Source organism: Massilia sp. Bi118 (genome assembly GCF_918697865.1).
Lineage (GTDB): Bacteria > Pseudomonadota > Gammaproteobacteria > Burkholderiales > Burkholderiaceae_D > Telluria.
Genome location: NZ_CAKKMV010000009.1, coordinates 137,937 through 164,567, shown reverse-complemented (window position 1 = coordinate 164,567; position 26,631 = coordinate 137,937). Strand labels below are relative to the sequence as shown.

Here is a 26,631-nt window from a genome sequence, read left to right as displayed (position 1 = left end):
TGCGACAGAAATTCGGCATCGCTCGGCCACTTCTGTGCATAACTGGGCATTTCCGGTGAAGAAGTCAAGCGCAGTGCAGCAAAAACTTGATGCAACACTTGAAGAAATCTTGTAAACCCCGGTAAACCAAGCACTTTTCTGGATTATGCACAGAAGCTGTGCATAACTTTGTGAACAATGCGCTGTCAACTTGGACAGGCGCCTGCCTGGTAAGCTTCCCATGCCCGAAGCTCCCCTTGGGCGCTCAGGCATAAAACCATATAAATCAATTACTTATCGATTCCCATCCAGTACTGTACATTTCCACAGGCTGGACCGGGATCGTTCACGCTTTTGTGAATAAGTGTGATTTTGGTGCGGCGCGGACGGCAGTGCGGATCAGGCGCGCTGGCGGCGGGAGAACGCGTGAACCGTTTCAACCATGGCCGTTACCGACTCCGGCGGCGTGAACTGCGAGATGCCGTGACCCAGGTTGAATACGTGGCCGTGGCCGCCCGACGGGGTACCGTAGGCGGTCAGCGCCTTCTCGACTTCGGCGGCGACCTGCTCCGGGCCGGCCATCAGCACGGCCGGGTCCAGGTTGCCCTGCAGGGCCACGCGGTCGCCGACCAGGGCGCGCGCGCGGCCCAGGTTGACGGTCCAGTCCAGACCGAGCGCGTCGGCGCCGATATCGGCCATCTCGTCCAGCCACAGGCCGCCGCCCTTGGTGAAGACGATCGCCGGGATGCGCACGCCGTCTTTCTCGCGCTTCAGGCCGGCCAGGATCTTGCGCATATAGGCCAGCGAGAAGGCCTGGTAGGCGCCATCGGCCAGCGCGCCGCCCCAGGAGTCGAAAATCATCACGGCCTGGGCACCGGCGTCGATCTGGGCGTTCAGGTAGTGGGTCACGGCTTGCGCGGTCACGTCCAGGATGCGGTGCATCAGGTCCGGACGCGCGTACAGCATCTTCTTGATCGTGTGGAACTCGCGCGAGCCGCCGCCTTCGACCATGTAGCAGGCCAGGGTCCAGGGGCTGCCGGAAAAGCCGATCAGCGGCACGCGGCCATTCAAGGCGGTGCGGATCTGGGTCACGGCGTCGAACACGTACTGCAGGGAGGCCATGTCCGGCACCTGCAGTTTGGCGACGTCTTCCTCGGTGCGCACGGTGCGCTCGAATTTCGGGCCTTCGCCGTCTTCGAAATACAGGCCCAGGCCCATCGCGTCCGGCACCGTCAGGATGTCCGAGAACAGGATCGAGGCATCCAGCGGATAGCGGTCGATCGGCTGCAGGGTCACTTCGGTGGCGAAATCCGGATTCTTGGCCAGGCCCAGGAAGGAGCCGGCGCGCGCGCGGGTGGCGCGGTATTCCGGCAGGTAGCGCCCCGCCTGGCGCATCAGCCACACCGGGGTGTAGTCGGTCGGCTGGCGCAGCAGCGCACGCAGGAAGGTGTCGTTCTGAAGCGGGGCGAATTGTGGCATGGCTGGCAACCTGACAATGAACGTTTGAAAACGAAGGCAAACGCGTATTATCGCATCCTTCGTGCGGCCTGGACGCGACTTATAATGCATCTCTCGCCCATGCCAGGACCGACCATGACCGACTCCTCCCGCAAGCAGGCCGCCCCATGCGGCGCCTGGACTTCCCCGATCACCGCCGCCGTCGTCGCCGCGGGCTCGACGCCGCTGTCCGGCGTGCTGCTGGACGGCGCCGACCTGTTCTGGCTGGCCGGCCGCGCCAGCGAAGGCGGCCGCACCACCCTGCTGCGCCAGTGCGATGGCCGCGTCGACGAACTCACGCCGGCGCCCTTCAATGCCCGCACCCGCGTGCATGAATACGGCGGCGGCGCGGTGCTGGCCGCTGACAAGCGCGTGTGGTTCTCGAATTTTGCCGACAACCGTATTTACCGCGTGGATCCCGATGGCAGCGAGCCGGTGCCGGTCAGCGAGGGCGGCGCCCTGCGCTGGGCCGACTTCGTGCTGGACCGCGTCCACGTGCGCCTGGTCGGCGTGCGCGAAGACCATACGGCCGGCGCGACCTACCCGGTCAACACCCTGTGCGCCCTCGGCGCCAACGGCAGCCAGCTGGTGCTCGACGAAGCTTACGATTTCTACGCGTCGCCGCGCATTTCGCCGGACGGCAAACAACTCGCCTGGCTGTGCTGGAACCACCCGCGCATGCCCTGGGAAGGCACGGAACTCTGGCTGGCCGACATCGCCGCGGACGGCACGCTGGCCAACGGCCGCCTGATCGCCGGCGGCGACAGCGAGGCCATCGTGCAGCCGGAATGGTCGCCCGGCGGCCTGCTCTACTTCGTTTCGGACCGCAGCGGCTGGTGGAATCTGCACCGCTACGAACACGGCGTGGTGCATCCGGTCTGCCCGCACGAGGCGGAGTTCGGGCTGCCGCAGTGGGTGTTCGGGCAATCGATGTACGGCTTCGCATCAAGCGACGAGATCGTGTGCGCCTACATCGAGGGCGGCGTCAGCCAGCTCGCGCGCCTGGACACGCGCAGCGGCGCCCTGACGGCAATCGCCACGCCCTACCAGGACATCCGTGACCTGCGCGTCAGCGGCGATACCATCGCTTTCCTGGGCGGCGCCCCGACCATCGCCGCGGAAGTGGTGCGCATGGACCTCGCCAGCGGACAGCGCGAAGTGCTGGCGCGCTCGATCGAAAAGCTGCCCGAGGTGGGCTATTTGTCGGTGCCGCAGACCGTCAGCTACCCGAGCATGCATGGCCGCACCGCGCACGCCTTCTACTACCCGCCGACCAACGCCGACCATGCGCCGCTGCCCGGCGAACTGCCGCCGCTGATGGTGATCGGCCACGGCGGCCCGACCGGCATGGCCAGCAGCACCCTGAAACTGGCGACCCAGTTCTGGACCAGCCGCGGCATCGCCGTGCTGGACGTGAACTACGGCGGCAGTACCGGCTTCGGTCGCGCCTACCGCGACCTGCTGAAGGAACAATGGGGCGTGGTCGACGTCGAGGACTGCGTGGCCGGCGCGCAGTACCTGGCGGGGGAGAAACTGGTCGACCGCGAGCGCCTGCTGATCCGCGGCGGCAGCGCCGGCGGCCTGACCACCCTGTGCGCCCTCGCCTTCCACGACGTGTTCAAGGCCGGCGCCAGCTATTACGGCGTGTCCGATTTAAAAGGGCTGGACGCCGATTCGCACAAGTTCGAATCGCACTACAACGAATACCTGATCGCGCCGAAAGCCAGAGCCGACGCCGTCTACGCGGAACGCTCGCCGATCAACCACAGCGACAAGCTGCGCCGCCCGATGATCTTCTTCCAGGGCCTGGACGACAAGGTGGTGCCGCCGCCGCAGTCCGAGGTGATGGTGGAGGCCCTGCGCAAACGCCAGGTGCCGGTCGCCTACCTTACGCTGGAAGGCGAGGGACATGGCTTCCGCAAGGCGGACAGCATCGTGCGCACGCTGGAGGCGGAACTGGTTTTCTATTTGCGCGTGTTCGGCATCACGGTACCCTCCGACCTGCCTGAAGTCGAGATCGAGAACCTCGCCGCATGAGTGTGGAAGTGCTGGGCGCGATCTTCGAGTCGTGCAGTGAAAGGCGCAAGCTGATCCTGGCCCTGCTGGCCCTGTCCGGCGAGCCGATGGGCCGGCGGCGCATCCACGAGCACCTGGCGCCGCTGGGCGACAGCGCGGTCGAAGACGATATTGCCGAGGACATGGAGGCTTTGCGCGCGGATGGCCTGATCGCCGAGCTGCCTTCGCGCGGCTACGTGATCGCGCCGGACCTGGCCTGGCCGGCGATGGCCTGGGCCATCCGTGGCCGCCGTCTGCACGAGATCCGCGAGGTCTACCAGACCGTGACCCCGCTGCGCCTCGACTGGCAAGGCACGCCCATGCTGCGCAGCTACCGCCAGGGCGTGGCCCTGCTGCGCATGGCGCTGCTGGCCGGCGAAGGCCCGAAGACCATCGCGCCGCTGCTGGCGGCCTGCCTGCGCTGCCATGAGGCGGCCTACCTGCATCCGCTGGTCGACATCTGCGCCCGCCCCTTCGAGCCCGAGCTCATCGAACGCATCAACTCTGCCTCCCGCGACGAAGTGCTGGCGGTGCTGGTCAACCACGTGCAGCGCGAGCCGGCCAGCGCCCCGGCTATCCGCGCTTACGCGGAAGAGCTGGTGGCCCAGGGCGGCGCCTCGATGGCGCTGCGCATTGTGCTGGCCGAGCACCTGATCCTGTGCGGCCGCCTGGACGCCGCCGCCGAGCTGTTGCATGACCTGGACGAATCCGCGGCCCTGTACTACCGCAGCGTGCTGCAATTGCTGCGCGGCGACCTGGAGGAGGCCCTGGCCGGCTTCGACAAGGCCCTCAAAGCCCTGCGCAAGGAAACCGGCAAACGAAAGGCCATCTTCGAGGGCATCGGCGGCCATTTGTACGTGACGGCCCTGTTGAAAAGCGGCGATCCCAAGCACGCCAAGGCCCTCGACAGCTACCTCGATTCGGCCACCCGTGCCGTGCAGAGCCACGACACCGCCGTCTACCAGCAACTGTCGATGCTGCGCCAGATCCGCGGCGGCACCGTCGACGCCGAAGTGCTCCCCTCGCGCAACTGGGAGGCCTCGCTGCAGCCGGTGATGTTCCGCGCCCTGCTGCACTGGTGGCTGGGCATGCCGCAGCTGGCAGACCGTAAAACCTTCCTGGAACAGCAGATGGACATCGCCGAAGCCGCCGGCTTCGACTTCATCGCCGCGCAGATCGGTTCCGTGCTGGGCCAGCTGGGCATGGTCGGTATCGACAGGCGCGCGATCGCCCTGCGCCAGCAGCACCGCTTCACGGACATGGCGCTGTGGTTCGAGCGCGAACAGCCCTGGGAGCGCCAGCTCAACGCCCTGATCAACCTGCAGCCGGCGGTGAACGTGGAGGTGGTGAAGGAATCGCGCCTGGCCTGGCTGCTCGGCTGGGATGAGCACCTGGGCGTGCGCGCGCTGGAACCGCGCGAGCAGAAGCGCGACGTGCAGGGCGGCTGGACCCGCGGGCGTCCGCTGGCGCTGAAACGCCTGGCCGAGGATGCGGCGGAACTCGATTTCCTCACGGCCCAGGACGTGCAGGTGGCGGCTACCGTCGGCGCCTACCGCTACTACAGCGGCACCGGCATGCGCTACGAGTTCGACCTCGACAAGGCGGTGGCCCTGCTGGCCGGCCACCCGCTGCTGTTCTGGATGGACTCGCCCGGCACGCGCATCGAACTGCTGCCCGGCGAGCCCCAGCTGATGGTGCGCGCCGGCGGCGGCAAGGTGACCATCTCATTGAATCCGCCCATGCGCGAGCAGCAGGGCGAGGTGGTGGTGACGAAGGAAACGCCGACCCGCCTGCGCATCGTGCGTATCAAGGAAGAGCACAAGCGCATCGGCGCCATCGTCGGCGAGGGCCTGGTGGTGCCGCTGGAAGCGGAAAAGCGCGTGCTGCAGGCGATCAGCGCGATCTCTTCGATCGTGACGGTGCAGTCGGACATCGGCGGCAGCCCGGCCGACATCGAACAGGTGACGGCCGACCTGCGCCTGCACGTGCATCTGCTGCCCTACCAGCAGGGCCTGCGCGTGCGCGTGCTGGTGCGCCCGCTGCCGGATGCGGGGCCTTACCTGCAGCCCGGCGACGGGGCCGAGAGTATCATCGCGGACGTCGGCGGCGTGCGCACGGAAGCGCGGCGCGACCTGAATGCCGAGCGCGAAGCCGAGCGCCAGCTGCTGGCCGACTGTAAAGCGCTGGAAAACGCCGAGCACGAACATGGCGAATGGCTGCTCGGTCAACCCTTCCACTGCCTGGAGCTGCTCACCGAGCTGCAGGAGATCGATGCCTCGCGGGTGGTGGTCGGCTGGCCGGAAGGCGAATCCTTCCGCATCACGAAGAAGGTCTCGTCGAAGTCGGTGCGCCTGAACATCCGCCGCGACAAGGACTGGTTCGCGGCCAATGGCGAGGTGCAGATCGACGAAAACAAGGTCATGAATTTGCGCGAGCTGCTCGGCCGCCTGCGCGAAGACCGCTTCGTGGCCCTGGGCGACAACCAGTTCCTGGCCCTCACCGACGAGCTGCACCGCAGGTTGACGGACCTGTCGGCCTACACCGATGCGGACGAAGAGGCGCTGCGCTTCCACCCGCTGGCCAGCTTCGCGCTGGAAGAGATGGCGCTGGAGGCCGGCGAAGTCGACGCCGACATCGCCTGGCGCAAGCACCTGCAGCACATGCAGGCGAACACTGATTACCAGCCGCAGCTGCCGACCACGCTGCAGGCCGAGCTGCGCGACTACCAGGTCGAGGGCTTCGAATGGCTGTCGCGCCTGGCGCATTGGGGCGTGGGCGCCTGCCTGGCCGACGACATGGGCCTCGGTAAAACCCTGCAGGCGCTGGCCCTGATCCTGTCGCGTGCGCCCGGCGGCCCGACCCTGGTGGTGGCGCCGACCTCGGTGGCGACCAACTGGATGGCGGAAGCGGAGCGCTTTGCGCCGACCCTGAACATGAAGCTGTTCGGCGCCGGCGACCGGCGCAAAATGCTGCAGGAGGCCGGCGCCTTCGACGTCATCGTCGTCAGCTACGGCCTGCTGCAGCTGGAAGCGGAACTGTTCAAGGACGTACGCTGGCACACCATCGTGCTGGACGAGGCCCAGGCGATCAAGAATGCGCACACGCGCCGCTCGCAGGCGGTAATGTCCCTGCGCGGCGATTTCCGGATGGCGGCCACCGGCACGCCGCTGGAAAACCACCTGGGCGAGCTGTGGAACCTGTTCAGGTTCATCAACCCCGGCCTGCTCGGCACCAGCGACCAGTTCAACCTGCGCTTTGCCGGCCCGATCGAAAAGGCCAGCGACAAGCGCGCCGAGCTGGCCGCACGCACGCGCCTGCGCCGCCTGACGCAGCCTTTCATCTTGCGCCGCACGAAGGCGCAAGTGCTGTCCGAACTGCCGCCGCGTACCGAGATCGTGCTGCCGGTGGAGCTCAGCCAGGAAGAGACGGCGCTGTATGAATCGCTGCGCCGCGACGCCCTGGAACGCATCGCCACGCTGGAAGCACCGCAGGCGCAAAAACAGATCCAGATCCTGGCCGAGATGATGAAGCTGCGCCGCGCCGTCTGCAATCCGGTGCTGGTGGCGCCCGAGAGCGGCATCCGCAGCAGCAAGCAGGAAGCCTTTGCGCGCCTGGTCGACGAACTGCTGGAGAACCGGCATAAAGCCCTGGTGTTCAGCCAGTTCGTGGATCACCTGAGCCTGTTGCGCAAGCACCTGGACGAGCGCGGCATCCGCTACCAGTACCTGGACGGTTCTACGCCCATGCAGGAGAGGAAGCGCCGCGTGGACGCTTTCCAGGCCGGCGACGGCGACCTGTTCCTGATCAGCCTGAAGGCCGGCGGGGTCGGCATCAACCTCACCGCCGCCGACTACGTGATCCACATGGACCCGTGGTGGAATCCGGCGGTGGAGGACCAGGCCTCGGACCGCGCCCACCGCATGGGCCAGCAACGCCCGGTGACCATCTACCGCCTGGTGGCGCGACACACGATCGAAGAAGGCATCGTCGACCTGCACCGCCACAAGCGCGACCTGGCCGACAGCCTGCTGGAGGGCAGCGACGTGTCGGCGCGGATGTCACCTGGCGACATGCTGGCCATGCTGCAGGCCGGTCTGACGGGCGTGCGCGCGCCGGCGCTGGATACGTGACGTATTGTTTCAGTATCCCGCAAAGGCCGGGAATGGTGCTAATCTGGCGCCCGCCATTTTTTAATCAGGCAGACAGAACACGATGATGAAAACGAAAATCGCGCCGAAGCTTGCTCTTGCGATCCTGCTCACCAGCTTCGCCCTGGCGCCGGCAGGCGCGCGCACCAGCAAGGCGGCCAAGCCGAAGCAGACCAGCAGCGCCAAGGCGAAGGCGTCGTCGAAGGCCAAGGCACCCTCCAAAGCTTCGGCCAGGGCCGACAGCAAATCGAACAAGCGCAAAGGCAAGGGCAAAGCCGCCGCCGCGGCAGCGTCCGCGGCGCCGATCGCCGCCCCGGTTTCGCAAAACCGCAACGACCGCTACATGGACTCGCAGGCCATGCAGTTCCTGACCGCCCTGTGGCGCGTCGATCCGGAAGGCGGCATCTATGTCGGCAAGTTCGACGCCGCCGCCAAGCTGACCATTCCGGACGCGCCCACCCGCGCCAGGGAACTGGCCTTCACCGACGAGTGGCTGGCGAAATTCCGCAAGCTGAACGCGGACAAGCTCTCGCCCAACCAGCGCACCGACCTCGCGGTTCTGATCAACAAGCTGGAATACGACCGCTGGAAGCTGGCGGTGCTGCGCGACTTCGAGTGGAACCCGGCCCAGTACAACGTGGCCCAGCCGCTCGACCTGATCCTCAACACCGAGTACGCCGCGAAGCCGCAGCGCCTGCGCACCATCCTCAAGCGTCTGGCCGACGTCCCGGCCTACTACCAGGCGGCCCAGGCCTCGATCCTGAACCCGACCCGCGAGCACACCCAGCTGGCGATCTCGCAGGCGCCGGGCACCCTGGTGGTGCTGGCCGACGTCGGCAAGGCAGCCCAGGACTCGGTCCAGCTGACGCCGCAGGAAAAGGCGATCTTCGCGCAGCGCGTGGCGAACGCCGGCAGCGCGGTGCTGGCCTGGGTCGACTTCCTGACCGACCTCGATAAATCCCAGGAGCAGATGCAGCGCGCGCGCTCGTTCCGCCTCGGGAAGGAGCTGTACGAGCAGAAGTTCGCGCTCGAGATCCAGTCCGCCAGCACGGCCGAGCAGACCTATCGCAAAGCCCTGGCCGCGCGCGAAGAGCTCCTGACACGCATGGACGGCCTGGCCGACCAGCTGTGGAGCCAGACCATGGGCAACGCAGCCAAGCCCAATGATCGCTTCCAGAAGATCGGCATGGTGATCGACAAGCTCTCGCTGCAGCACGTCGCGCCCGCCGAGTTCCTGCCCGAGATCCGCCGCCAGATCCCCCAGCTGCAGGATTACGTCATCAAGAACAACCTGGTGACGATCGATCCGAGCAAGCCGCTGGTGGTGCGCGAGACGCCGCTGTACCAGCGCGGCGTAGCCGGCGCCAGCATCGACGCGCCGGGACCGTATCGCCCGAAAGATAAAACCTATTACAACGTCACGCCGCTGGATGGCCTCACGCCGCAGCAGGCCGAAAGCAGCCTGCGCGAGTACAACAACTGGATGCTGCAAATCCTGAACATCCACGAAGCGATCCCCGGCCACTACACCCAGCTGATGAACGCCAACCGTTCGCCTTCGCTGGTGAAAGCCCTGTTCGGGAATGGCGCGATGGTCGAAGGCTGGGCCGTGTACGGCGAGCGCATGATGCTCGAATCCGGCTACGGCAACAATGCGCCGGAACTGTGGCTGATGTGGTGCAAGTGGAACCTGCGCAGCGTGTCGAACACGATTCTCGACTACAGCGTGCACGTGCTCGGCATGACGCGCGAGCAGGCCCTCGACCTGCTGGTGCGCCAGGCCTTCCAGACGCCGCAGGAAGCCGTGGAAAAATGGCGCCGCGTGCAGCTGTCGTCGGTGCAGCTGACCAGCTACTTCAGCGGCTACAGCGACATCATGGAACTGCGCGAGCGCCGCAAGCAGCAACTGGGCGAACGCTTCAACCTGAAGGCCTTCCACGACCATTTCCTTGGCTACGGCAATGCGCCGGTGAAGATCATCGGGCAGTTGATGCAGTAAAGCTAATGCATTAAGTGCAGGGCATGGCGGCGGCATGAGGCAGATCGAGCATGCCGCCGCTGCTTGATTGCCCACAAGCAAGAACATCCGGCAAGCCCTTACGATGGCGCGATTTCCCCGCCACTCGCAAAGGACGCCCATGAAGCTGCCACGCCGCTCCGCCTGCCTCTTCCTTCCCCTCCTGCTGTCCCTGCCCGCCTGCGGCACCTCGCCGACGCTCGGCGCATCCGGCGCCAAGACCGTCGCCACCGGCGCGGCCGGCGGCGCCACCTCGGTCGGCGCCAACGGCCAGCTCGAGCGCTGCGACCGTTCGCTGGGCACCCTGGCCATCGTCGAGGAATCGAATCAACCCTGGGTCAGCCAGCTGACCGCGCAATACCGCACGCAGAGCACGGTGCCGCTGCTGCGCATGATCATCCAGCAGTCGAACTGCTTCGTGATCGTCGAGCGCGGCCAGGGCATGCGCCAGATGCAGGGCGAGCGCCAGTTGATGCAATCGGGCGAGCTGCGCAAGACGAGTAATTTCGGCAAGGGCCAGATGGTGGCGGCCGACTACACGATGACGCCCTCGATCACCTTCAGCCAGAAAGGCACCAGCGGCGTCAACGGCCTGCTGGGCGGCCGCATCGGCGCGGTGGCCTCGCTGATCGGCGGTTCCGCCAGGTCGAACGAGGCCTCGACCATGCTGCTGCTGCTTGACAACCGCTCGGGCATCCAACTGGCCGCGGCCGAAGGCAGCGCGCAAAACTGGGACATGGGCTTCATGGCCGGCTTCTTCCAGCATGGCCTGGCCGGCGCCAGTGGTTTCAGCAACACGCCGGAAGGCAAGGTGCTGGCGGCCTCCTTCATGGACTCGTACAACCAGATGGTCAAGGCCGTGCGTGCCTACAAGGCGCAGTCCGTCGAAGGCGGCCTGGGGAATGGCGGCGTCCTGAAAGCCAACTGAGTCCGCTCGCGCCGGTGTGGGTGTTGGGCCGCTCCCGACACCGCCGGCGCAAACTGTTGTTCCCCGACCGACTTTCCGCGTTTGAAGAGCGCCTGCAAAGGTGTTTACCCCCGTATCGGTGGCTGGCACGCCTCGTGCTGTATGGAGATCCGTGGACGAAAAAAACGTCCCGCACTTTCCGAAACCAGCTACTGAAGGGGAACATCATGAACGTCCACAAACACATGGAAGTGATCTTCGTCGTCGCACTCGCTGTCGTCGGCTTCGGCTCGATGGCAATTGACGGTCTGCCGGAAGCCAGCGCACGGGCGCCGGTGATGCGCGATGTCGCAGCGCAGGGCGTGAAACAGGACGCCGCACCGATGGCCATGCTGTGCGCGCCCAAGGCTGCGCGGCGGGCATGATGTCCCTGAAATGACAAGCGGCGCTCACGGGCGCCGCTTGTCGTCAAACCAGGTGCAGGATGAGGATCAGGCGTGTTCTTCCGGCGCCCGCGAAACGCGCACGAACACCGGCGCCAGCAGCAGGCCGAGTTCGAACAGCAGCCACATCGGCACCGCCAGGGCCAGCTGGCTGACCACGTCCGGCGGCGTGACGATGGCGGCGATCACGAAGGCGCCGACGATGATGTAGGGACGGAAGGATTTCAGCTTTTCGACGCTGACGATGCCCATCCGGACCAGGATCACGACCACCACCGGCACCTCGAAGGTGGCGCCGAAGGCCAGGCACATCGAGATCACGAAATCGAGGTAGTTCTCGATGTCGGGCATGACCGCGATCGAGGTCGGCGCGAAGTGGGTGATGAAGTGGAATACCCGTCCGAAGACGAAGAAGTAGCAGAACGCGACGCCGGCGATGAACAGCAGCGAGGACGAGATCACCAGCGGCAGCACCAGCCGCTTTTCGTGGGTGTACAGGCCGGGCGCGACGAAGGCCCAGGCCTGATAGAAGACCCAGGGCAGCGACAGGATCAGCGCCAGCACCAGGGTCACCTTCATCGGCACCAGGAAGGGCGCGCTGACGCCGGTGGCGATCATCTTGGCGCCCACCGGCAGCGAAGCCAGCATCGGTGCGGCCAGGTAGTCGTAGATCTGCGCCGGGCCGGGCCAGGCCAGCAGGGCGATACAGACGATGGCGACGCCGATCACGGCCTTGACCAGGCGGTCGCGCAACTCGACCAGGTGCGAAATGAAGGTTTCGCCTGCAGCTTCGTCAGTCATCAGAAGAAGGAAGTGTTGGACTTGGCGCCGGGGCGGAACTTGCGCACGCGCGCCGCGCCCGACAGCACATGCTGGCGGCCGCCGTGGCGGTTCTTGTACCAGGATGGAATGCTGGAGGTCTTGACCAGCTTCTTGCGGCGGAATTCGCGCGCCTTGCGCTCGATGTCGTCCGGCGAGACGGAAGGCGCATACGACGAAGCGCTATCGCCGCGCCAGGCCGATTCGACCTCGCCCATGTGCGACGAGACCGTGTTCTCGACCTCGGCGCCGAAGCTCTCGACCTCGGTCTTGAAGCTGTGCGCGGTTTCCTGCACCTCTTTGTGCAGGTTGCGCAGCTCTTCCATTTCGATTTCGCGCGAGACTTCCGACTTCACCTCGTGCAGGTAGCGCTGGGCGCGGCCGTACAGGGTGCCGGCCATGCGCGCCACCTTGGGCAGCCGCTCGGGACCGATCACGATCAGCGCGACCACCCCGATGACGGCAAGTTTGGAAAGCCCGAGATCGATCATGAAATCAGATTACGAGCGGTTCTTTTCGCGCGTTTCGACGTCGATCGTGGTCTGGGACTTGTCGACGACCTGCTGCGGCGGCGCCGGCGGCACGTTGGCATTCGCCTGGCGCTCTTCTTCGCTGCCCTTCACGCCGTCCTTGAAGCCCTTCACGGCCTTGCCCAGGTCGGAACCTGCGTTCTTCAGCTTGCCGGTACCGAACACCAGGACCACCACCACCAGCACGATCAGCCAGTGCCAAATACTAAACGAACCCATTGTTTTCTCCTTGCGGGCCTACGCCCGAATTCGCATGCAGCGTAAGCGCAGTATAAGCGATGATTACCCGGCATGGTTTCTTTCCAGCCGGAAGTTTTAGTCAAGTTTCGCTGCTCAAGTGCCGAGCCCACGCCACGGACGCTTGCCGCCGTACACATGCAGGTGCAGGTGGTAGACCTCCTGGCCGCCGTCCGGACCGCTGTTGATCAGGGTCTTGAAGCCGCCGCTGCGCTGGCCGTCAGGACCTTGCTTGACGGAGATACCATGCTCGGCAGCCAGTTTCGGCGCCAGGGCCAGCATCTTGCCGAGGACCGCAGCATGCGCATCCGTGCAGTCGGACAGCGTGGCCACGTGCTGCTTGGGGATGATCAGCAGGTGGACCGGCGCCGCCGGGTTGATGTCCTTGAACGCGAGCAGTTCGTCGTCCTCGTACACCACGCCCGCCGGAATCTGCTTTGCGGCGATCTTGCAGAAGATGCAGTTATCCATGTTCTCTCCTTCAGCACAATATTCTATTCGGGTCGGATGACAGCGCCGTGACCTCACTTACTGCGGCTCACTCTTTGCGTGCGGCCTTTTCCTCGATCCCGGATATGCCTTCGCGGCGCGCCAGTTCGTCCAGCACCTGCTCCGGCGTCAGGCCGAAGCGCGCCAGCAGTACGGCGGAATGGAACCACAGGTCGGCCACTTCGTACAGCAGCTTGGAGGCGTCGGCGCCGGCGCGCACGTCCTTGGCCGCCATCACGGTTTCGGTGGCTTCTTCGCCGATCTTCTTGAGGATCGCGTCGTCGCCTTTGGCGAACAGGCGGGCGACATAGGATTTGTCCGGATCGCCGCCGTTTTCCGGCTTGCGCGATTCGATCACCGCCGCCAGGCGGTTCAGGGTGGTGCTCATTTGCTTTTTTTCGGTTTGGGATTGGTGTAGATCGCGGCCGGGTCCTTCAGCACGGGCTCGGCATCATGCCAGTCGGCGCCGTCGAACTTCTGGAAGAAGCAGGAGTGGCGGCCGGTATGGCAGGCGATGCCGCCGGCCTGCTCGACCTTCAGCAGCACCACGTCTTCGTCGCAGTCGAGGCGGATTTCCAGCACTTTCTGGACGTTGCCGGACTCTTCGCCCTTGTGCCACAACTTCTTGCGCGAGCGGCTCCAGTACACCGCTTCGCCCAGCTCCACGGTCTTGGCCAGGGCCTCGCGGTTCATCCAGGCGAACATCAGAATATCGCCGCTGCCCGCTTCCTGGGCGATCACCGGCACCAGGCCGTGCTCGTCCCACTGGATTTTCTTCAGCCAGGGCTGGGCCGGGATCGATGGCGTCGTCGTCGGGGTAACCATGTCGTGTCCAGTTCAGTCCAGTCGCATCGGGATGCCACGGTCAATCATGAAGCGCTTGGCCTCAAAGACCGTGTGCTGCCCGTAGTGGAAGATGCTGGCGGCCAGCACCGCATCGGCGTGGCCTTCCAGGATGCCGTCGGCCAGGTCCTGCAGGCCGCCCACGCCGCCGGAGGCGATCACGGAAATGCCGACCGCATCCGAGACGGCGCGCGTCAGGCCCAGGTCGAACCCGGACTTGGTGCCGTCGCGGTCCATGCTGGTCAGCAGCAGCTCGCCGGCGCCCAGGCTTTCCATTTTTTTCGCCCACTCGACGGCATCGAGGCCGGTCGCGTTGCGGCCGCCGTGGGTAAACACTTCCCACTTGCCGGGCGCAACCTGCTTGGCGTCGATCGCCACCACGATGCATTGCGAGCCGTGCTTCTGCGAGGCCTCGAACACCAGCTGCGGGTTGGTCACCGCCGAGGTGTTCATCGAGACTTTATCGGCGCCGGCATTGAGCAGGCGGCGCACGTCCTCGACCTTGCGCACGCCGCCGCCCACCGTCAGCGGGATGAAGACGGTCGATGCGACCGCCTCGATGATCGGCAGGATCAGGTCGCGGCCGTCGCTCGAAGCGGTGATGTCGAGGAAGGTGATCTCGTCGGCGCCCTGGCCGTCGTAGCGGCGTGCGATCTCGACCGGGTCGCCTGCATCGCGCAGCTCGGTGAAATTGACGCCCTTGACCACGCGGCCGCCGGTGACGTCGAGACAGGGGATGATGCGTTTTGCGAGCATAATTTATGTGTTAACTTCAAAACCGTCATCCCCGCGCAGGCGGGGATCCAAGTTGGACGAGCAGTCGAAACGCATACAAACTTGGGTTCCCGCCTTCGCGGGAACGACGGTGTAATTCAGGCCTGCGCACCCTCGGTCAGCTCGTCCGCCCGCTCCTGCGCGCTGGCCAGATCGAGCGTCCCTTCATAAATCGAACGGCCGCAGATCACGCCTTCGATGCCCTCGTCCTGCACCGCGCACAGCGCTTCGACGTCGGCCAGGTTGTGCAGGCCGCCGGAGGCGATGATCGGGATCTTGACCGCTTGCGCCAGGCGCACGGTCGCTTCGATGTTCACGCCGCCCATCATGCCGTCGCGGCCGATGTCGGTGTAGATGATCGATTCGACGCCGTAGCCCTCGAATTTCTTGGCCAGGTCGATGACTTCGTGGCCGGACATCTTGCTCCAGCCGTCGGTGGCAACCTTGCCGTCCTTGGCATCCAGGCCGACGATGATCGAGCCCGGGAAGGCGCCGCAGGCATCGTGCAGGAAGCCCGGGTTCTTCACCGCGGCGGTGCCGACGATGATGTAGGTGATGCCGTCGTCCAGGTAGCGCTCGATGGTGTCGAGGTCGCGGATGCCGCCGCCGAGCTGGACCGGGATCTCGTCCAGGTCGTTGTCGACGGCGTACTCCTGCACCACCTGAATGATCGACTTGATCGCTTCCTCGTTCTTCGGCTTGCCCGCGAACGCACCGTTCAGGTCGACCAGGTGGAGGCGGCGCGCGCCCTTCTTGAGCCAGTGCAGCGCCATCTCGGCGGGATCTTCGGAGAACACGGTGGCGAGTTCCATATCGCCCTGTTTCAGGCGAACGCAGTGACCGTCTTTCAGGTCGATGGCGGGGATCAGCAGCATGGTCGTAAAAAGGTTAAGGATTCCAGTGGATGAAGTTGCGGTACAGGCGCAGGCCGGCGGCCGCGCTCTTCTCAGGGTGAAACTGGGTGGCGACGATATTGTCGCGTGCGACCGCGCAGCAGTAGGCGCCGCCGTAATCGGCCTCGCCGATCGTGTCCGTCGGATTGGCCGGCTGGGCGTAATAGCTGTGCACGAAATAAAAGTAGGCGCCGTCCTCGACGCCATCCCACAGCGGGTGCGCGCGCACCTGGCGCACGCGGTTCCAGCCCATCTGCGGGACCTTGAAGCGCGAGCCGTCGGCCTGCAGCTTGCCGTCGAGCTGGAAGCGCACGACCTTCCCGGGCAGCAGGCCCAGGCCGGGCGTGCCTTCGTTTTCTTCGCTGGCGTCGAACAGCATCTGCTCGCCCACGCACACGCCCATTACCGGGCGCGTCTTCATGGCGCGCAGCACGGCGTCTTCAGCGCCGGATTCGCGCAGGCCGCGCATGCAGTCGCGCATGGCGCCCTGCCCCGGCAGCACCAAGCGGTCGGCCGCATCGATGTCGGCGGCCAGGCTGGAGACGATGACGTCGGCTTCAGGTTCGGCGGCGCGCAGCGCCTGCGCCACCGAGCGCAGGTTGCCCAAGCCGTCGACCACAACAATCTTGTTTGCCATAGTGAGGTCGCTTACAGGCTGCCCTTGGTCGAGGGGATCGTGCCGAGCGCGCGCTCGTCGAGCTCGGAGGCCATGCGCAGGGCGCGGCCGAAGGCCTTGAACACGGTCTCGCACTGGTGGTGGGCGTTCACGCCGCGCAGGTTGTCCACGTGCAGGGTCACGCCGGCGTGATTGACGAAGCCGCGGAAGAACTCGATGGTGAGGTCGACGTCGAACTTGCCGATGGTGGCGCGGGTGAAGGGCACATGCCAGTCCAGGCCCGGGCGGCCGGAAAAGTCGATCACGACGCGCGACAGCGCTTCGTCCAGCGGCACGTAGGCGTGGCCGTAGCGGCGGATGCCTTTCTTGTCGCCGATCGCCTTGGCGACCGCCATGCCCAGCGTGATGCCGGTGTCCTCGACGGTATGGTGGTCGTCGATATGCAGGTCGCCGACGGCCTCGACTTCGAGGTCGATCAGGCCATGGCGGGCGATCTGGTCCAGCATATGGTCGAGGAAGGGGACGCCGGTGTTCAGTTTCTGGACGCCGGTGCCGTCGAGATTGAGCGCGACGCGGATCTGCGTCTCGCTGGTATTGCGCGTGATTTCTGCGGTGCGGGTCATTACAGGGAAGCCTTCAGGGCATTCAGGAATACGGAATTCTCTTCCGGGGTGCTGACCGTCACGCGGATGCAGTTGGCCAGCAATTCATGCATTTTACTCAAATTTTTAATCAGTACCCGTTCGGCGAACAGTTTAGCGCAGGTCCGCTCGGCGTCCGGTACGCGCAGGGTAATGAAATTCGCGCTCGACGGGAACACGGTCACGCCCGGCAAGGCCGCCAGCGCCGAGGCCAGTTCGCCGCGCGCCTGGTTCAGCTGCGCGGCCTGCTCGTTCAGCACGTCGATGTGGTCGAGCGCGAACTCGGCCGCCACCTGGGTCAGCACGTTGACATTGTAGGGCGGGCGCACCTTGTCGAACTGCTGCAGCAGGGCGGGCGCGGCCGCCAGGTAGCCGAGACGGATGCCGGCCAGGCCCAGCTTCGACAGCGTGCGCATCACCATCAGGTTCGGGTACTGCGGCAGGCGCTCCATGAAGCTGGTGCGGGCGAAGGGCTGATAAGCCTCGTCGACCACGGCGATGCCGGTGTCGCCCAGCGCCTCGATGATGGCGACCATGTCGGCTTCATCGTAGAGGTTGCCGGTCGGGTTGTTCGGGTAGGCCAGGAACACCACCGCCGGCTTGTGCTTTTCGATCGCCGCCAGCATGGCTGCACGGTCGAGCGAGAAGTCGGCTTTCAGGGGCACGCCCACGTAGTCCATGCCGGCAAACTGGGCCGAACGCTGGAACATCACGAAGGCCGGGCTCGGCGCCATCAGTACGGCCCTCTTGTCCTGGCGCGCCGTGGCGGTGGCGATGATCGAGATGATCTCGTCCGAGCCGTTGCCGAGGATGACGTCGTAGCTTTGCGGTACGCCCAGGTTGGCGCAGATCTTCTGCTTGAGCGTGGTGTATGAGGCCACCGGGTAGCGGTTCAGAACGGCCTCGGCCAGGCGTGTGGCCAGTTCCTGGCGCAGGTGTTCCGGCAGTTCGTAGGGGTTCTCCATCGCGTCCAGCTTGATGTAGCCGCTGGCGTCCGGGACGTTGTAGATATGGCCGGCACGGACGTCTTCGCGGATCGTGTTGGCGATGAGGGTGTCGATGTCGGTCATGGTGTGCTTTCTTCGGTGGTAAAAGTGTTTGCTTCAACCTCGTCGTTCCCGCGAAGGCGGGAACCCAAGTTTGCTTGCGTTTTGGCTGCTCGTCCAACTTGGGTCCCCGCCTTCGCGGGGACGACGGCGCTCGCGCTAACGTCCGTAACGGCTTTGTCCTTCTTGCGAGCGCTGCCAGCCTTCTTCTTCACCGGCCCCGCCGGCTCGGCCAACCTCTGCTGAATAACCTCGCAATAATCCGGATTCAACTCGAACCCGACAAACCGCCGCCCCAGCCGCCTGGCCGCCAGCGCCGTGGTCCCGCTGCCCATGAAGGGATCCAGCACCACCCCATCCGGCGGGCAGGAAGCCTTGAGCATGCGCTCGATGATCTCCAGCGGCTTCTGGGTCGGATGATCGACCCGCTCCGCATGTTCGCGGTGCAGGCGCGAGACGCTCCACAGGTCCTTCGGGTTGTAGCCGACCTCGAGCCACTTGGCGCCGATGAAGATCGAGCGCGAGCGGGCTTTCTTGGTCGCGGCGTCGTACGGAATGCGCACGGCGTCCAGGTCGAAATAATAGTCCTTGCGCTTCACAAAAAAGCCGATGGTGTCGTGCACCGAGCTGAAGCTGCGGGTGCTGCCGCCCATCGAGGGCACGCGGCGGTCCCAGATGATCTCGTTCATCATCGTCATGCGCTTCTTCAGCATGACGAAGATCTCCGGCGCGAAGCGCCAGGTCAGGAAGATGTACAGGCTGCCGTTGGCTTTCAGCTTAGGGACAGCGATGTCGATCCAGCGCTCGGTCCAGGCCAGGTAATCGTCCACGCTCTGCTGGTCGGAGGCGTTGCCGTAGTCCTTGCCGAGGTTGTAGGGCGGGTCGGTCAGGATCAGGTCGATGGAGCCATCGGGGATGCGCGCCATCCCTTTCAGCGCATCCTCGCAGAAGACCCTGTCGACCCAGTCCGTCATGACGCCGAGCCGTCCTGCTTGATCCTCAGTTCTGCACTGCGGGCGTGCGCCTGCAGGCCTTCGCCATACGCCAGCTCGGCCGCGACCTTGCCCAGGGTCTGGGCGCCGGCTTCGGACACGAACAGCACCGACGAGCGCTTCTGGAAATCGTAGACGCCCAGCGGCGACGAGAAGCGCGCCGTGCGCGAGGTCGGCAGCACGTGGTTCGGGCCGCAGCAGTAATCGCCCAGCGACTCCGACGAGAAGCGGCCCAGGAACATCGCGCCTGCATGGCGGATCCGGTCCGCCCACTGCTGCGGTTCGGCGGCCGAAATCTCCAGGTGCTCGGCAGCGATGTCGTTGGCGATCGCACAGGCCTCTTCCATGTCGCGCACGAGGATCAAGGCACCGCGGTCGCTCAGCGAAGTCGTGATCGTGTCCTTGCGGGGCATGGTCGGCAGCAGTTGATGAATGCTGGCTTCGACCTGCGCGATGTAGCCGGCGTCGGGGCACAGCAGGATGGCCTGGGCCAGCTCGTCGTGCTCGGCCTGCGAGAACAGGTCCATTGCCACCCAGTCCGGATCGGTGGTGCCGTCGCACAGCACCAGGATCTCGGACGGGCCGGCGATCATGTCGATACCGACGGTCCCGAACACGCTGCGCTTGGCGGCGGCCACGTAGGCGTTGCCGGGGCCGACGATTTTATCCACCGCGGGGATCGTCTCGGTGCCGTAGGCCAGCGCGGCAACGGCCTGGGCGCCGCCGATGGTGATCACGCGCGTCACGCCGGCGATCGCGGCGGCGGCAAGCACCATGCGGTTCTTGATGCCGTCCGGCGTCGGCACCACCATTACGATGTCCTTCACGCCGGCCACCTGGGCCGGAATCGCGTTCATCAGCACGGACGAGGGATAGGCAGCCTTGCCACCCGGGACGTAGATGCCGACGCGGTCCAGCGGCGTCACGCGCTGACCGAGTACCGTGCCGTCAGGCTCGGTGTACGTAAAACCGTTCAGCTCCTGCTTCTGGCGCTCGTGGAACACGCGGATGCGGCTTGCTGCCGTCAGCAGCGCGGCGCGCTGGGCTTCCGGCAGCGAGGCCAGCGCAGCCTGCAGTTCGTCCTGCGACAGGTCGAAGGCGGCCATGCTGGTAGCGCCGCCTCCCGGGATGCGGTCGAATTTATTCGTGTACTCGAGCACGGCCGCATCACCGCGCGCCTTGACATCGGCGAGGATCTTCGCGACGGCGGACTCGATGGCGTCGTCGGTCTCCGCTTCGAAGGCCAGCAGTCTGGTGAGCTGCTGCTTGAAATCGGGCGATGTGGAATCGAGCTTGCGTACTTCCATGATTTAACCTTGCTGCCGGGAGGCGCGATCGAACGCCTCGATGATGGGTTGCAGACGCTCGCGCTTGAGCTTGAGCGCAGCCTGGTTGACCACCAGGCGCGACGAGATCTCCATGATCTTCTCGACTTCGACCAGGTTGTTGGCGCGCAGGGTGCCGCCGGTCGAGACCACGTCGACGATGGCATCCGACAGGCCGACCAGCGGCGCCAGCTCCATCGATCCATACAGCTTGATCAGGTCGACGTGCACGCCCTTCTTGGCGAAGTGCTCGCGCGCGGTCTCGACGAACTTGGTCGCCACGCGCAGGCGCGCGCCCTGGCGCACCGCGGTCTCGTAGTCGAAGCCGGCGTTCACCGCCACCGACATGCGGCAGCAGGCGATGCGCAAATCGACCGGCTGGTACAGGCCCTCGCCGCCATGCTCGAGCAGCACGTCCTTGCCGGCCACGCCAAAGTCGGCGGCGCCGTACTGGACATAGGTCGGCACGTCGGTGGCGCGCACGATCAGCACGCGAACAAAGGGGTCGTTGGTCGCGAGGATCAGCTTGCGCGAGGTTTCCGGATTTTCCAGCACCTCGATGCCTGCCGCGGCCAGCAGCGGCAGGGTGTCTTCGAAGATGCGGCCCTTCGAGAGGGCGAGGATCAGCTGATTGCTGTCCTGGGTAGGTTTGATCATGTTATTTGATGCGGACGATATCGGCGCCTACCGCCGACAGCTTGGCTTCCATGCGGTCGTAGCCGCGATCCAGGTGATAAATGCGATCGACAATGGTCGTGCCCTCGGCAGCCAGACCGGCGATCACCAGCGAAGCCGAAGCACGCAGGTCGGTCGCCATCACCGGCGCGCCCACCAGGCGGTCGACGCCGCGCATGAAGGCGGTGTTGCCCTCGGTCGAGATCTGCGCGCCCAGGCGGTTCATCTCCTGCACGTGCATGAAGCGGTTCTCGAAGATGGTCTCGGTCACGCGGCTCGGGCCGTCGGCGATGATGTTCACGGCCATGAACTGGGCCTGCATGTCGGTCGGGAAGCCCGGATATTCGGTGGTGCGGAAGGACACCGGGTGCGGACGGCCGTCCATGCGGGCGCGGATGGCATTGGCTTCCACATCCAGCTGCAGGCCGACCTCGCGCAGTTTATCGAGCGCGACATCGAAGATATCGGTGCGGGTGTTGGTGATGCGGATGTCGCCGCCGGTCGCCGCCACCGCGCACAGGAAGGTCGCGGCTTCGATGCGGTCCGAGATCACGGCGTGCTTCGTGCCATGCAGCGACTCGACGCCCTGGATCACCAGGCGGTCGGTGCCGATGCCTTCGATCTTCGCGCCCATCGCCACCAGCATGTTGGCGAGGTCGGTCACTTCCGGCTCGCGCGCGGCGTTTTCCAGCACGGTCTCGCCTTCGGCCAGCACGGCGGCCATCAGCAGGTTCTCGGTGCCGGTCACGGTGATCATGTCGGTGTGGATGCGCGCGCCCTTCAGCTTCGGGCACTTGGCGTGGATGTAGCCGCCTTCGATCGTGATCTCGGCGCCCATCGCGCGCAGGCCCTTGATGTGCTGGTCGACCGGACGCGAACCGATCGCGCAGCCGCCCGGCAGCGAGACCTTGGCTTCGCCGAAGCGCGCCAGCATCGGACCCAGCACCAGGATCGAGGCGCGCATGGTTTTCACCAGCTCGTACGGCGCTTCCAGCTTGTCGATGCTGGCGCCGTTGAGGGTGACGTTTTCGTCGTCCTGGGTCACCTTCAAGCCGGTCTGCTCGAGCAGCTTGAGCATGGTGCGCACGTCGTGCAGGCGCGGCACGTTCGACAGTTCGAGGTCGCCGCCCGTCAGCAGGCCGGCGCACAGGATGGGCAGCGCGGCGTTCTTGGCGCCCGAGATGCGGATGTCGCCGTTCAGGCGCTTGCCGCCGGTGATCTGGAGCTTGTCCATATGCTTATCCTTGCTTAGTTACCAGCGAATTCTTCAGGAGTGAGGGTCTTCATCGACAGCGCGTGGATCTCTTCGCGCATGCGGTCGCCGAGGGCGGCGTAGACGATCTGGTGGCGCTGGATGCGGCTTTTTCCCGCGAACGCAGGCGACACGATGACGGCGCTGAAGTGCTGGCCGTCGCCTTCCACTTCGAGGTGGGTGGTTTCCATGCCGGCCTTGAGGTAGCCGTGGATGAGTTCAGGAGTGGTAGCCATGATGAATGTTGAATAAATCTTAGTGGCGCAGCTTGTAGCCGCGGCGGAGCATATTGATGGCGACGCCTGCCAGCACCACGAAGAACACGGCGACGATGGCCAGGCTGGTCCAGGGCGAGACGTCCGACTTGCCGAAGAAACCGTAACGGAACCCGTCAATCATATAAAAGAACGGGTTGAAATGCGAGACTGCCAGCCAGAACGGGGGCAGTTTCTTAATCGAATAGAACACACCGGCCAAAAATGTTGCAGGCATGATCAAAAAGTTCTGGAACGCGGCCAGCTGGTCGAACTTCTCGGCCCAGATACCGGCGATCACGCCCATCGCCCCCAGGATCGCCGCGCCCAGCAGCGCGAACACGATGATCCACAGCGGGAAGGTGAAGGAGAGATGCGCGAACCAGGCGGTGATGACGAACACGCCCAGGCCGACCGACAGTCCGCGCACGATCGACGCCGTCACGTAGGCCGACAGGATTTCCCAGTGCGACAGCGGCGGCAGCAGGATGAAGACCAGGTTGCCCGTGATCTTGGACTGGATCAGCGAGGACGAGGAATTGGCGAAGGCGTTCTGCAGCACGCTCATCATCACCAGGCCCGGGATCAGGAAGGCGGTGTAGTCGACGCCTTCGAGCATCTGCACGCGGCCTTCGAGCACGTGACCGAAGATCAGCAGGTAGAGCATCGAGGTGACGATGGGCGCCGCCACGGTCTGGGTGGCGACCTTCCAGAAGCGCAGGATCTCTTTGTAGAACAGGGTCTTGAAACCCACGGAGACGAAATTCATCGGATCGGTGCCCCTTCCATAATCTGGATAAAGATATCTTCCAGGTCGGCCTGCTGCAGCTGCATTTCGTCGATGACGGCGCCGGATTCGCGCAGGCGCGCCAGGATGTGTTCGACCTCGCCGTACTCGTTTACGCGCAGGGTGTACTTGTTGCCCTGCCCGTTCGGCTTCGAGGCGTCGTCGTGCTCGTCGTGCGCGACCAGGTGGCGCAGGCCTTCCGGCAGCGCACCCTGCTTCAGGTGCACGATCAGCGAGGAGCCGGACACGCGGCGCAGCAGCTGCGACATGGTGTCCAGCGCCACCACGTTGCCGGTCTTGAGCATGGCCACGCGCTGGCACATGGCCTGGGCTTCTTCGAGGTAGTGGGTGGTCAGTACCACGGTGTGGCCTTCGCGATTGAGGCGCGAGATGAACTTCCACAGGGTCTGGCGCAGTTCGACGTCGACGCCGGCGGTCGGCTCGTCCAGCACGATCACGGGCGGCTTGTGCACCAGGGCCTGGGCCACCAGCACGCGCCGCTTCATGCCGCCGGACAGGGCGCGCATGTTGACGTCGGCCTTGGCGGTGAGGTCGAGGTTTTCCATGACCTCGTCGATCCACTTGTCGTTGTTCTTCAGGCCGAAGTAGCCGGACTGCAGGCGCAGGGTCTCGCGCACGGTGAAGAAGGGATCGAACACCAGCTCCTGCGGCACCACGCCCAGCGCCATCCGCGCCGAACGGAAATCCTTGACCACGTCGTGGCCGTGAATGCGCACGCTGCCGACGTCGGGCCGGATCAGGCCCGCGATGCAGGAAATGAGAGTGGTCTTGCCGGCGCCGTTCGGGCCGAGCAGGCCAAAGAACTCGCCTTGTTCGATGGTGAGCGAGACGCCCTTGAGGGCTTTAAAACCCTTGTAGCTTTTCTCGACGCTGTCTATCTGGATGGCTGTCATGCGATGGGGGCGCGCCGGGGCGGCGGACCGTGCAGGGGAAACGAGCCATTATAGAAGAAAACGTCATGACGGGTCGGCAAGCGCCCAGCATGACGTTCGAGAGTAGAGCGTCTAACAAAACCTTCAGGGCAAGGCGCACCGTCGAAGACAGTACGCTAGTACGGCGAGACGGTGCAACGCCGCCATGGAGGTTTTTGTTAGGCGCTCTGGCCGATCAGGCCATCGACACCGTACAAGCGCGCCAGCGCATCGACGTTGGCCGGCACATTGATGAAGGTGAGCTTGCGCCCGTGGGTCTGGGCGCGGCGCTGCCATGCCAGCATCAGCGCCAGGGCCGAGGAATCGGCGGCGCGCACGCCGCCGAGGTCGAACACGGTCTCGCCGGCGGTGAGCGCCGCACAGCCCTGCTCCAGCGCCGCCTGGGCGTTCTGGAAGGTCAGGGCATCCAGCGACAACATGGGATTGGACTCCGCCATGCTTACTTCTGCGGCGACTTCAGCGGCTTGTTGGCCAGCTGCTGGTTACGGTCGTGCAGCTTCTTGATCAGGCCATCGATGCCGCCCTTGCCGATCTCGGAGGCGAAGGTCGACTGATAGGTCTGGACCAGCCAGGCGCCCATCACGTTCAGGTCGAAGATCTTCCAGCCCTGCGCGCCCTTGCTCAGGCGGTAGTTCAGGGTGATCGGCTCGCCGCGGCTCAGGTTGACCTGCGATTTCACCTCGACTTCGGTGTCGGCCGGATCCGCGCGGAAGGGCTTGAACTCGACGGTCTCGTTCTTGATCTGCGCGAGGGCGCCGGCGTAGGTGTAGATCAGCAGGTCGCGGAATTCCGCGGACAGCTGCTTCTGCTGCTCCGGGCTTGCCTGGCGCCAGAAACGGCCGGCCGCCTGCGCGGTCATCTTGTCGGAATCGACATATGGCAGGATCTTGCTGTTGACCAGGTCGATGATCTTGCGGCTGTTGCCGGCCTGGATGTCCTTGTCGGACTTGACGGCGTCGATCACCTCGGTGCTGACGCGCTTGACCAGCACGTCCGGCGCTTCGTTGGTGGCCGCAGCCGGGGCAGCGATCACGCTGGTGGAAAAGGCCGCCACGGCGGCAGTCACGATCAGTTGTGCGATAGGCTTCATACGCTTCCTTTGTCTGGTTGAGGCTGTACCTCGTTAACTACTTTTGTACCGGTTCGGATGACACGGCGGGCGACGAAACCGGTGCCGGCGTCGGTGCGGCATCCGCAGGCGCGGCCTCCTCGCCCGGCGTTTCCGCTTTCTTCACGCCGAGCTTTTCCCGGACTTTGTCTTGCACCTTGTCCAGCTTTTCCTGGACTTTTTCGGCACGAACCTCTGCCTTGTCGGTGTCCAGCACCTTGCTGCTGCGGCGCTGCAGGTAACCGTCGCGAATGAATTCGTAGCGGTCGAGAGCCGCGTCTTCGAGCAGGTTCGAGGCATCCAGCACGCTGGCGCGCTGGTCGACGGCGCGCAGCACGATGCCGCTGTTACGCCACGGGATGTCGTTCACGTGGGTCCAGGCGTCGCCCCAGAAGTCGCCCGGCAGCGCCGCGGTGTCGCGGATCGTAGATGGGCCCAACAGCGGCAACATCAAGTAGGGTCCGCTTGGAATACCCCAGTAACCCAGGGTCTGGCCCAGGTCTTCGTTGTGCTTGCGCATGCCCGCCGGGGTCGCGATGTCGAGCACGCCGGCCAGGCCGAGGGTCGAGTTCACGGCAAAACGGGTGAAATCGTTCAGGCCGTCCTGGCCCTTGAGCTGGGCGAAGTTGTTGGCCGAACTCCACAGGTCCGACAGGTTGCCAAAGAAATTGTTCACGCCGGTCTGGACGAAGGTCGGGGTGACGTTCTTGTAGGCGGTGGCGGCGGGCTTCAGGGCGGTGCGGTCGACCGCATCGTTGAAGCTGAACATTGCGCGGTTGAATTTCTCGAACGGATCCCGCGGATTGGCGGACGTCGCGCAACCGCTCAGCAGTGCGGCGCCGGCCGCCAGCGTCAGTGCCTTACGAATGCTCATTTCTCACTGTCCTTTCCATCTGCTGCTTTGCTATAGATAAACTGGTTGATCAGGTCTTCCAGCACCGCCGCCGATTGTGTGCGGGTGATGCGGTCCCCTTCAGCCAGGTTGTTGGTGTCGCCGCCGGCTTCGATGCCGACGTACTGTTCGCCCAGCAGGCCGGAGGTCAGGATCTTCAGCGAGCTGTCTTTCGGAAACTTGTAGGCCGGGTTCATGTCGAGACGAACCATGGCCGCGAAGGTCTTGTCGTCGAAACTGATGTCGCCGACGCGGCCGACGACCACGCCTGCGCTCTTGACCGGCGACTGTGGCTTCAAACCGCCGATGTTGTCGAACTTGCCGACAATCGCATACGTCTTGGTAAACGAAATAGTGCTCATGTTACCCGCCTTAAGTGCGAGGAAAAGGAGCGATACCGCACCCAACAGCACGAAAAGTCCGACCCAGACATCAATAGTTTTGCGATGCATAAGATTT

The 26,631-nt window shown here is 64.9% G+C and carries 28 protein-coding genes; 5 read left to right on the top strand and 23 right to left on the bottom strand.

Annotated features, from left to right (window positions below):
• Window positions 1-378: 378 nt before the first annotated feature.
• Window positions 379-1,458 carry a uroporphyrinogen decarboxylase gene (hemE, locus tag LQV39_RS15175; protein ID WP_230026968.1) on the bottom strand — a complete coding sequence of 360 codons (1,080 nt, stop codon included), beginning with the start codon at window positions 1,456-1,458 and terminating at the stop codon, window positions 379-381.
• 114 nt (window positions 1,459-1,572) lie between these two features.
• On the opposite strand from hemE, the gene LQV39_RS15170 reads away from it, so the two are divergent.
• The 5 genes from LQV39_RS15170 to LQV39_RS15150 all read left to right on the top strand — a co-directional run bounded on the left by LQV39_RS15170 (window position 1,573) and on the right by LQV39_RS15150 (window position 11,028).
• A complete protein-coding gene (locus LQV39_RS15170; protein WP_230026967.1) occupies window positions 1,573-3,513 on the top strand; it encodes a prolyl oligopeptidase family serine peptidase in 1,941 nt (646 codons plus the stop codon).
• A complete protein-coding gene (locus LQV39_RS15165; RefSeq protein ID WP_230026966.1) occupies window positions 3,510-7,661 on the top strand; it encodes a DEAD/DEAH box helicase in 4,152 nt (1,383 codons plus the stop codon). Before LQV39_RS15170 ends, LQV39_RS15165 begins: the two co-directional genes overlap by 4 nt.
• 82 nt (window positions 7,662-7,743) lie before the next feature.
• Window positions 7,744-9,678, top strand: coding sequence for a DUF885 domain-containing protein (locus LQV39_RS15160; RefSeq protein ID WP_230026965.1), 1,935 nt, complete (start codon window positions 7,744-7,746; stop codon window positions 9,676-9,678).
• A 139-nt stretch (window positions 9,679-9,817) separates the two neighbouring features.
• Window positions 9,818-10,624 carry a CsgG/HfaB family protein gene (locus LQV39_RS15155; protein ID WP_230026964.1) on the top strand — a complete coding sequence of 269 codons (807 nt, stop codon included), beginning with the start codon at window positions 9,818-9,820 and terminating at the stop codon, window positions 10,622-10,624.
• Between the two features lie 206 nt (window positions 10,625-10,830).
• Complete coding sequence (locus LQV39_RS15150; protein ID WP_230026963.1) at window positions 10,831-11,028, top strand: hypothetical protein; 198 nt, start codon at window positions 10,831-10,833, stop codon at window positions 11,026-11,028.
• Window positions 11,029-11,094: 66 nt separating this feature from the next.
• Here the strand turns inward: LQV39_RS15150 and tatC are convergent, their stop codons facing one another.
• From tatC to mlaD, 22 genes are all read right to left on the bottom strand, one after another.
• Entirely contained in the window at window positions 11,095-11,847 is a 753-nt protein-coding gene (gene tatC / locus LQV39_RS15145; RefSeq protein WP_230026962.1) for a twin-arginine translocase subunit TatC, read from the bottom strand.
• Window positions 11,847-12,356, bottom strand: coding sequence for a Sec-independent protein translocase protein TatB (tatB, locus tag LQV39_RS15140; RefSeq protein WP_230026961.1), 510 nt, complete (start codon window positions 12,354-12,356; stop codon window positions 11,847-11,849). Before tatB ends, tatC begins: the two co-directional genes overlap by 1 nt.
• A 9-nt stretch (window positions 12,357-12,365) precedes the next feature.
• Window positions 12,366-12,614, bottom strand: coding sequence for a Sec-independent protein translocase subunit TatA (tatA, locus tag LQV39_RS15135; protein ID WP_230026960.1), 249 nt, complete (start codon window positions 12,612-12,614; stop codon window positions 12,366-12,368).
• 114 nt (window positions 12,615-12,728) lie between these two features.
• A complete protein-coding gene (locus tag LQV39_RS15130; RefSeq protein WP_230026959.1) occupies window positions 12,729-13,103 on the bottom strand; it encodes a histidine triad nucleotide-binding protein in 375 nt (124 codons plus the stop codon).
• A gap of 67 nt (window positions 13,104-13,170) precedes the next feature.
• Window positions 13,171-13,509, bottom strand: coding sequence for a phosphoribosyl-ATP diphosphatase (locus tag LQV39_RS15125; protein WP_230026958.1), 339 nt, complete (start codon window positions 13,507-13,509; stop codon window positions 13,171-13,173).
• Complete coding sequence (hisI, locus tag LQV39_RS15120; RefSeq protein WP_230026957.1) at window positions 13,506-13,946, bottom strand: phosphoribosyl-AMP cyclohydrolase; 441 nt, start codon at window positions 13,944-13,946, stop codon at window positions 13,506-13,508. The genes LQV39_RS15125 and hisI overlap by 4 nt, the downstream gene beginning before the upstream one ends.
• Before the next feature lie 12 nt (window positions 13,947-13,958).
• Window positions 13,959-14,720, bottom strand: coding sequence for an imidazole glycerol phosphate synthase subunit HisF (hisF, locus tag LQV39_RS15115; protein WP_230026956.1), 762 nt, complete (start codon window positions 14,718-14,720; stop codon window positions 13,959-13,961).
• Between the two features lie 116 nt (window positions 14,721-14,836).
• Entirely contained in the window at window positions 14,837-15,613 is a 777-nt protein-coding gene (gene hisA, locus LQV39_RS15110; RefSeq protein ID WP_230026955.1) for a 1-(5-phosphoribosyl)-5-[(5-phosphoribosylamino)methylideneamino]imidazole-4-carboxamide isomerase, read from the bottom strand.
• Window positions 15,614-15,626: 13 nt separating this feature from the next.
• Complete coding sequence (hisH, locus tag LQV39_RS15105) at window positions 15,627-16,268, bottom strand: imidazole glycerol phosphate synthase subunit HisH (protein WP_230026954.1); 642 nt, start codon at window positions 16,266-16,268, stop codon at window positions 15,627-15,629.
• Between the two features lie 11 nt (window positions 16,269-16,279).
• The gene (gene hisB, locus LQV39_RS15100) at window positions 16,280-16,870 is read right to left on the bottom strand and encodes an imidazoleglycerol-phosphate dehydratase HisB (protein WP_230026953.1); all 591 of its coding nucleotides are present in this window, start codon (window positions 16,868-16,870) and stop codon (window positions 16,280-16,282) included.
• Window positions 16,870-17,958, bottom strand: coding sequence for a histidinol-phosphate transaminase (gene hisC, locus LQV39_RS15095; protein ID WP_230026952.1), 1,089 nt, complete (start codon window positions 17,956-17,958; stop codon window positions 16,870-16,872). Before hisC ends, hisB begins: the two co-directional genes overlap by 1 nt.
• Window positions 17,955-18,908: a site-specific DNA-methyltransferase gene (locus LQV39_RS15090; protein WP_230026951.1), complete on the bottom strand. Its 954-nt coding sequence runs from the start codon at window positions 18,906-18,908 to the stop codon at window positions 17,955-17,957. The genes hisC and LQV39_RS15090 overlap by 4 nt, the downstream gene beginning before the upstream one ends.
• Window positions 18,905-20,233 (bottom strand): histidinol dehydrogenase, encoded by a 1,329-nt coding sequence (gene hisD / locus LQV39_RS15085; RefSeq protein WP_230026950.1) that lies wholly within the window; start codon window positions 20,231-20,233, stop codon window positions 18,905-18,907. The genes LQV39_RS15090 and hisD overlap by 4 nt, the downstream gene beginning before the upstream one ends.
• A 3-nt stretch (window positions 20,234-20,236) precedes the next feature.
• A complete protein-coding gene (gene hisG / locus LQV39_RS15080) occupies window positions 20,237-20,908 on the bottom strand; it encodes an ATP phosphoribosyltransferase (protein WP_230026949.1) in 672 nt (223 codons plus the stop codon).
• Window position 20,909: 1 nt separating this feature from the next.
• Entirely contained in the window at window positions 20,910-22,160 is a 1,251-nt protein-coding gene (gene murA, locus LQV39_RS15075; protein WP_230026948.1) for a UDP-N-acetylglucosamine 1-carboxyvinyltransferase, read from the bottom strand.
• A 14-nt stretch (window positions 22,161-22,174) separates the two neighbouring features.
• The gene (locus tag LQV39_RS15070; RefSeq protein WP_230026947.1) at window positions 22,175-22,414 is read right to left on the bottom strand and encodes a BolA family protein; all 240 of its coding nucleotides are present in this window, start codon (window positions 22,412-22,414) and stop codon (window positions 22,175-22,177) included.
• 19 nt (window positions 22,415-22,433) lie between these two features.
• Window positions 22,434-23,201 (bottom strand): ABC transporter permease, encoded by a 768-nt coding sequence (locus LQV39_RS15065; RefSeq protein WP_230026946.1) that lies wholly within the window; start codon window positions 23,199-23,201, stop codon window positions 22,434-22,436.
• A complete protein-coding gene (locus tag LQV39_RS15060) occupies window positions 23,198-24,133 on the bottom strand; it encodes an ABC transporter ATP-binding protein (RefSeq protein WP_230026945.1) in 936 nt (311 codons plus the stop codon). The genes LQV39_RS15065 and LQV39_RS15060 overlap by 4 nt, the downstream gene beginning before the upstream one ends.
• A 197-nt stretch (window positions 24,134-24,330) precedes the next feature.
• The gene (locus tag LQV39_RS15055; RefSeq protein WP_230026944.1) at window positions 24,331-24,609 is read right to left on the bottom strand and encodes a lipid asymmetry maintenance protein MlaB; all 279 of its coding nucleotides are present in this window, start codon (window positions 24,607-24,609) and stop codon (window positions 24,331-24,333) included.
• Between the two features lie 2 nt (window positions 24,610-24,611).
• Window positions 24,612-25,262: a phospholipid-binding protein MlaC gene (locus LQV39_RS15050; protein WP_230026943.1), complete on the bottom strand. Its 651-nt coding sequence runs from the start codon at window positions 25,260-25,262 to the stop codon at window positions 24,612-24,614.
• A 37-nt stretch (window positions 25,263-25,299) separates the two neighbouring features.
• Window positions 25,300-26,154 carry a VacJ family lipoprotein gene (locus tag LQV39_RS15045; RefSeq protein WP_230026942.1) on the bottom strand — a complete coding sequence of 285 codons (855 nt, stop codon included), beginning with the start codon at window positions 26,152-26,154 and terminating at the stop codon, window positions 25,300-25,302.
• Window positions 26,151-26,624, bottom strand: a complete 474-nt coding sequence (mlaD, locus tag LQV39_RS15040; RefSeq protein ID WP_230026941.1) for an outer membrane lipid asymmetry maintenance protein MlaD — start codon at window positions 26,622-26,624, stop codon at window positions 26,151-26,153. Before mlaD ends, LQV39_RS15045 begins: the two co-directional genes overlap by 4 nt.
• Window positions 26,625-26,631 lie beyond the last annotated feature (7 nt).

Coding starts and splice junctions, on each gene's coding strand:
- hemE (WP_230026968.1), bottom strand. CDS start 1,458: ATGCCACAATTCGCCCCGCTTCAGAACGACACCTTCCTGCGTGCGCTG.
- LQV39_RS15170 (WP_230026967.1), top strand. CDS start 1,573: ATGACCGACTCCTCCCGCAAGCAGGCCGCCCCATGCGGCGCCTGGACT.
- LQV39_RS15165 (WP_230026966.1), top strand. CDS start 3,510: ATGAGTGTGGAAGTGCTGGGCGCGATCTTCGAGTCGTGCAGTGAAAGG.
- LQV39_RS15160 (WP_230026965.1), top strand. CDS start 7,744: ATGATGAAAACGAAAATCGCGCCGAAGCTTGCTCTTGCGATCCTGCTC.
- LQV39_RS15155 (WP_230026964.1), top strand. CDS start 9,818: ATGAAGCTGCCACGCCGCTCCGCCTGCCTCTTCCTTCCCCTCCTGCTG.
- LQV39_RS15150 (WP_230026963.1), top strand. CDS start 10,831: ATGAACGTCCACAAACACATGGAAGTGATCTTCGTCGTCGCACTCGCT.
- tatC (WP_230026962.1), bottom strand. CDS start 11,847: ATGACTGACGAAGCTGCAGGCGAAACCTTCATTTCGCACCTGGTCGAG.
- tatB (WP_230026961.1), bottom strand. CDS start 12,356: ATGATCGATCTCGGGCTTTCCAAACTTGCCGTCATCGGGGTGGTCGCG.
- tatA (WP_230026960.1), bottom strand. CDS start 12,614: ATGGGTTCGTTTAGTATTTGGCACTGGCTGATCGTGCTGGTGGTGGTG.
- LQV39_RS15130 (WP_230026959.1), bottom strand. CDS start 13,103: ATGGATAACTGCATCTTCTGCAAGATCGCCGCAAAGCAGATTCCGGCG.
- LQV39_RS15125 (WP_230026958.1), bottom strand. CDS start 13,509: ATGAGCACCACCCTGAACCGCCTGGCGGCGGTGATCGAATCGCGCAAG.
- hisI (WP_230026957.1), bottom strand. CDS start 13,946: ATGGTTACCCCGACGACGACGCCATCGATCCCGGCCCAGCCCTGGCTG.
- hisF (WP_230026956.1), bottom strand. CDS start 14,720: ATGCTCGCAAAACGCATCATCCCCTGTCTCGACGTCACCGGCGGCCGC.
- hisA (WP_230026955.1), bottom strand. CDS start 15,613: ATGCTGCTGATCCCCGCCATCGACCTGAAAGACGGTCACTGCGTTCGC.
- hisH (WP_230026954.1), bottom strand. CDS start 16,268: ATGGCAAACAAGATTGTTGTGGTCGACGGCTTGGGCAACCTGCGCTCG.
- hisB (WP_230026953.1), bottom strand. CDS start 16,870: ATGACCCGCACCGCAGAAATCACGCGCAATACCAGCGAGACGCAGATC.
- hisC (WP_230026952.1), bottom strand. CDS start 17,958: ATGACCGACATCGACACCCTCATCGCCAACACGATCCGCGAAGACGTC.
- LQV39_RS15090 (WP_230026951.1), bottom strand. CDS start 18,908: ATGACGGACTGGGTCGACAGGGTCTTCTGCGAGGATGCGCTGAAAGGG.
- hisD (WP_230026950.1), bottom strand. CDS start 20,233: ATGGAAGTACGCAAGCTCGATTCCACATCGCCCGATTTCAAGCAGCAG.
- hisG (WP_230026949.1), bottom strand. CDS start 20,908: ATGATCAAACCTACCCAGGACAGCAATCAGCTGATCCTCGCCCTCTCG.
- murA (WP_230026948.1), bottom strand. CDS start 22,160: ATGGACAAGCTCCAGATCACCGGCGGCAAGCGCCTGAACGGCGACATC.
- LQV39_RS15070 (WP_230026947.1), bottom strand. CDS start 22,414: ATGGCTACCACTCCTGAACTCATCCACGGCTACCTCAAGGCCGGCATG.
- LQV39_RS15065 (WP_230026946.1), bottom strand. CDS start 23,201: ATGAATTTCGTCTCCGTGGGTTTCAAGACCCTGTTCTACAAAGAGATC.
- LQV39_RS15060 (WP_230026945.1), bottom strand. CDS start 24,133: ATGACAGCCATCCAGATAGACAGCGTCGAGAAAAGCTACAAGGGTTTT.
- LQV39_RS15055 (WP_230026944.1), bottom strand. CDS start 24,609: ATGGCGGAGTCCAATCCCATGTTGTCGCTGGATGCCCTGACCTTCCAG.
- LQV39_RS15050 (WP_230026943.1), bottom strand. CDS start 25,262: ATGAAGCCTATCGCACAACTGATCGTGACTGCCGCCGTGGCGGCCTTT.
- LQV39_RS15045 (WP_230026942.1), bottom strand. CDS start 26,154: ATGAGCATTCGTAAGGCACTGACGCTGGCGGCCGGCGCCGCACTGCTG.
- mlaD (WP_230026941.1), bottom strand. CDS start 26,624: ATGCATCGCAAAACTATTGATGTCTGGGTCGGACTTTTCGTGCTGTTG.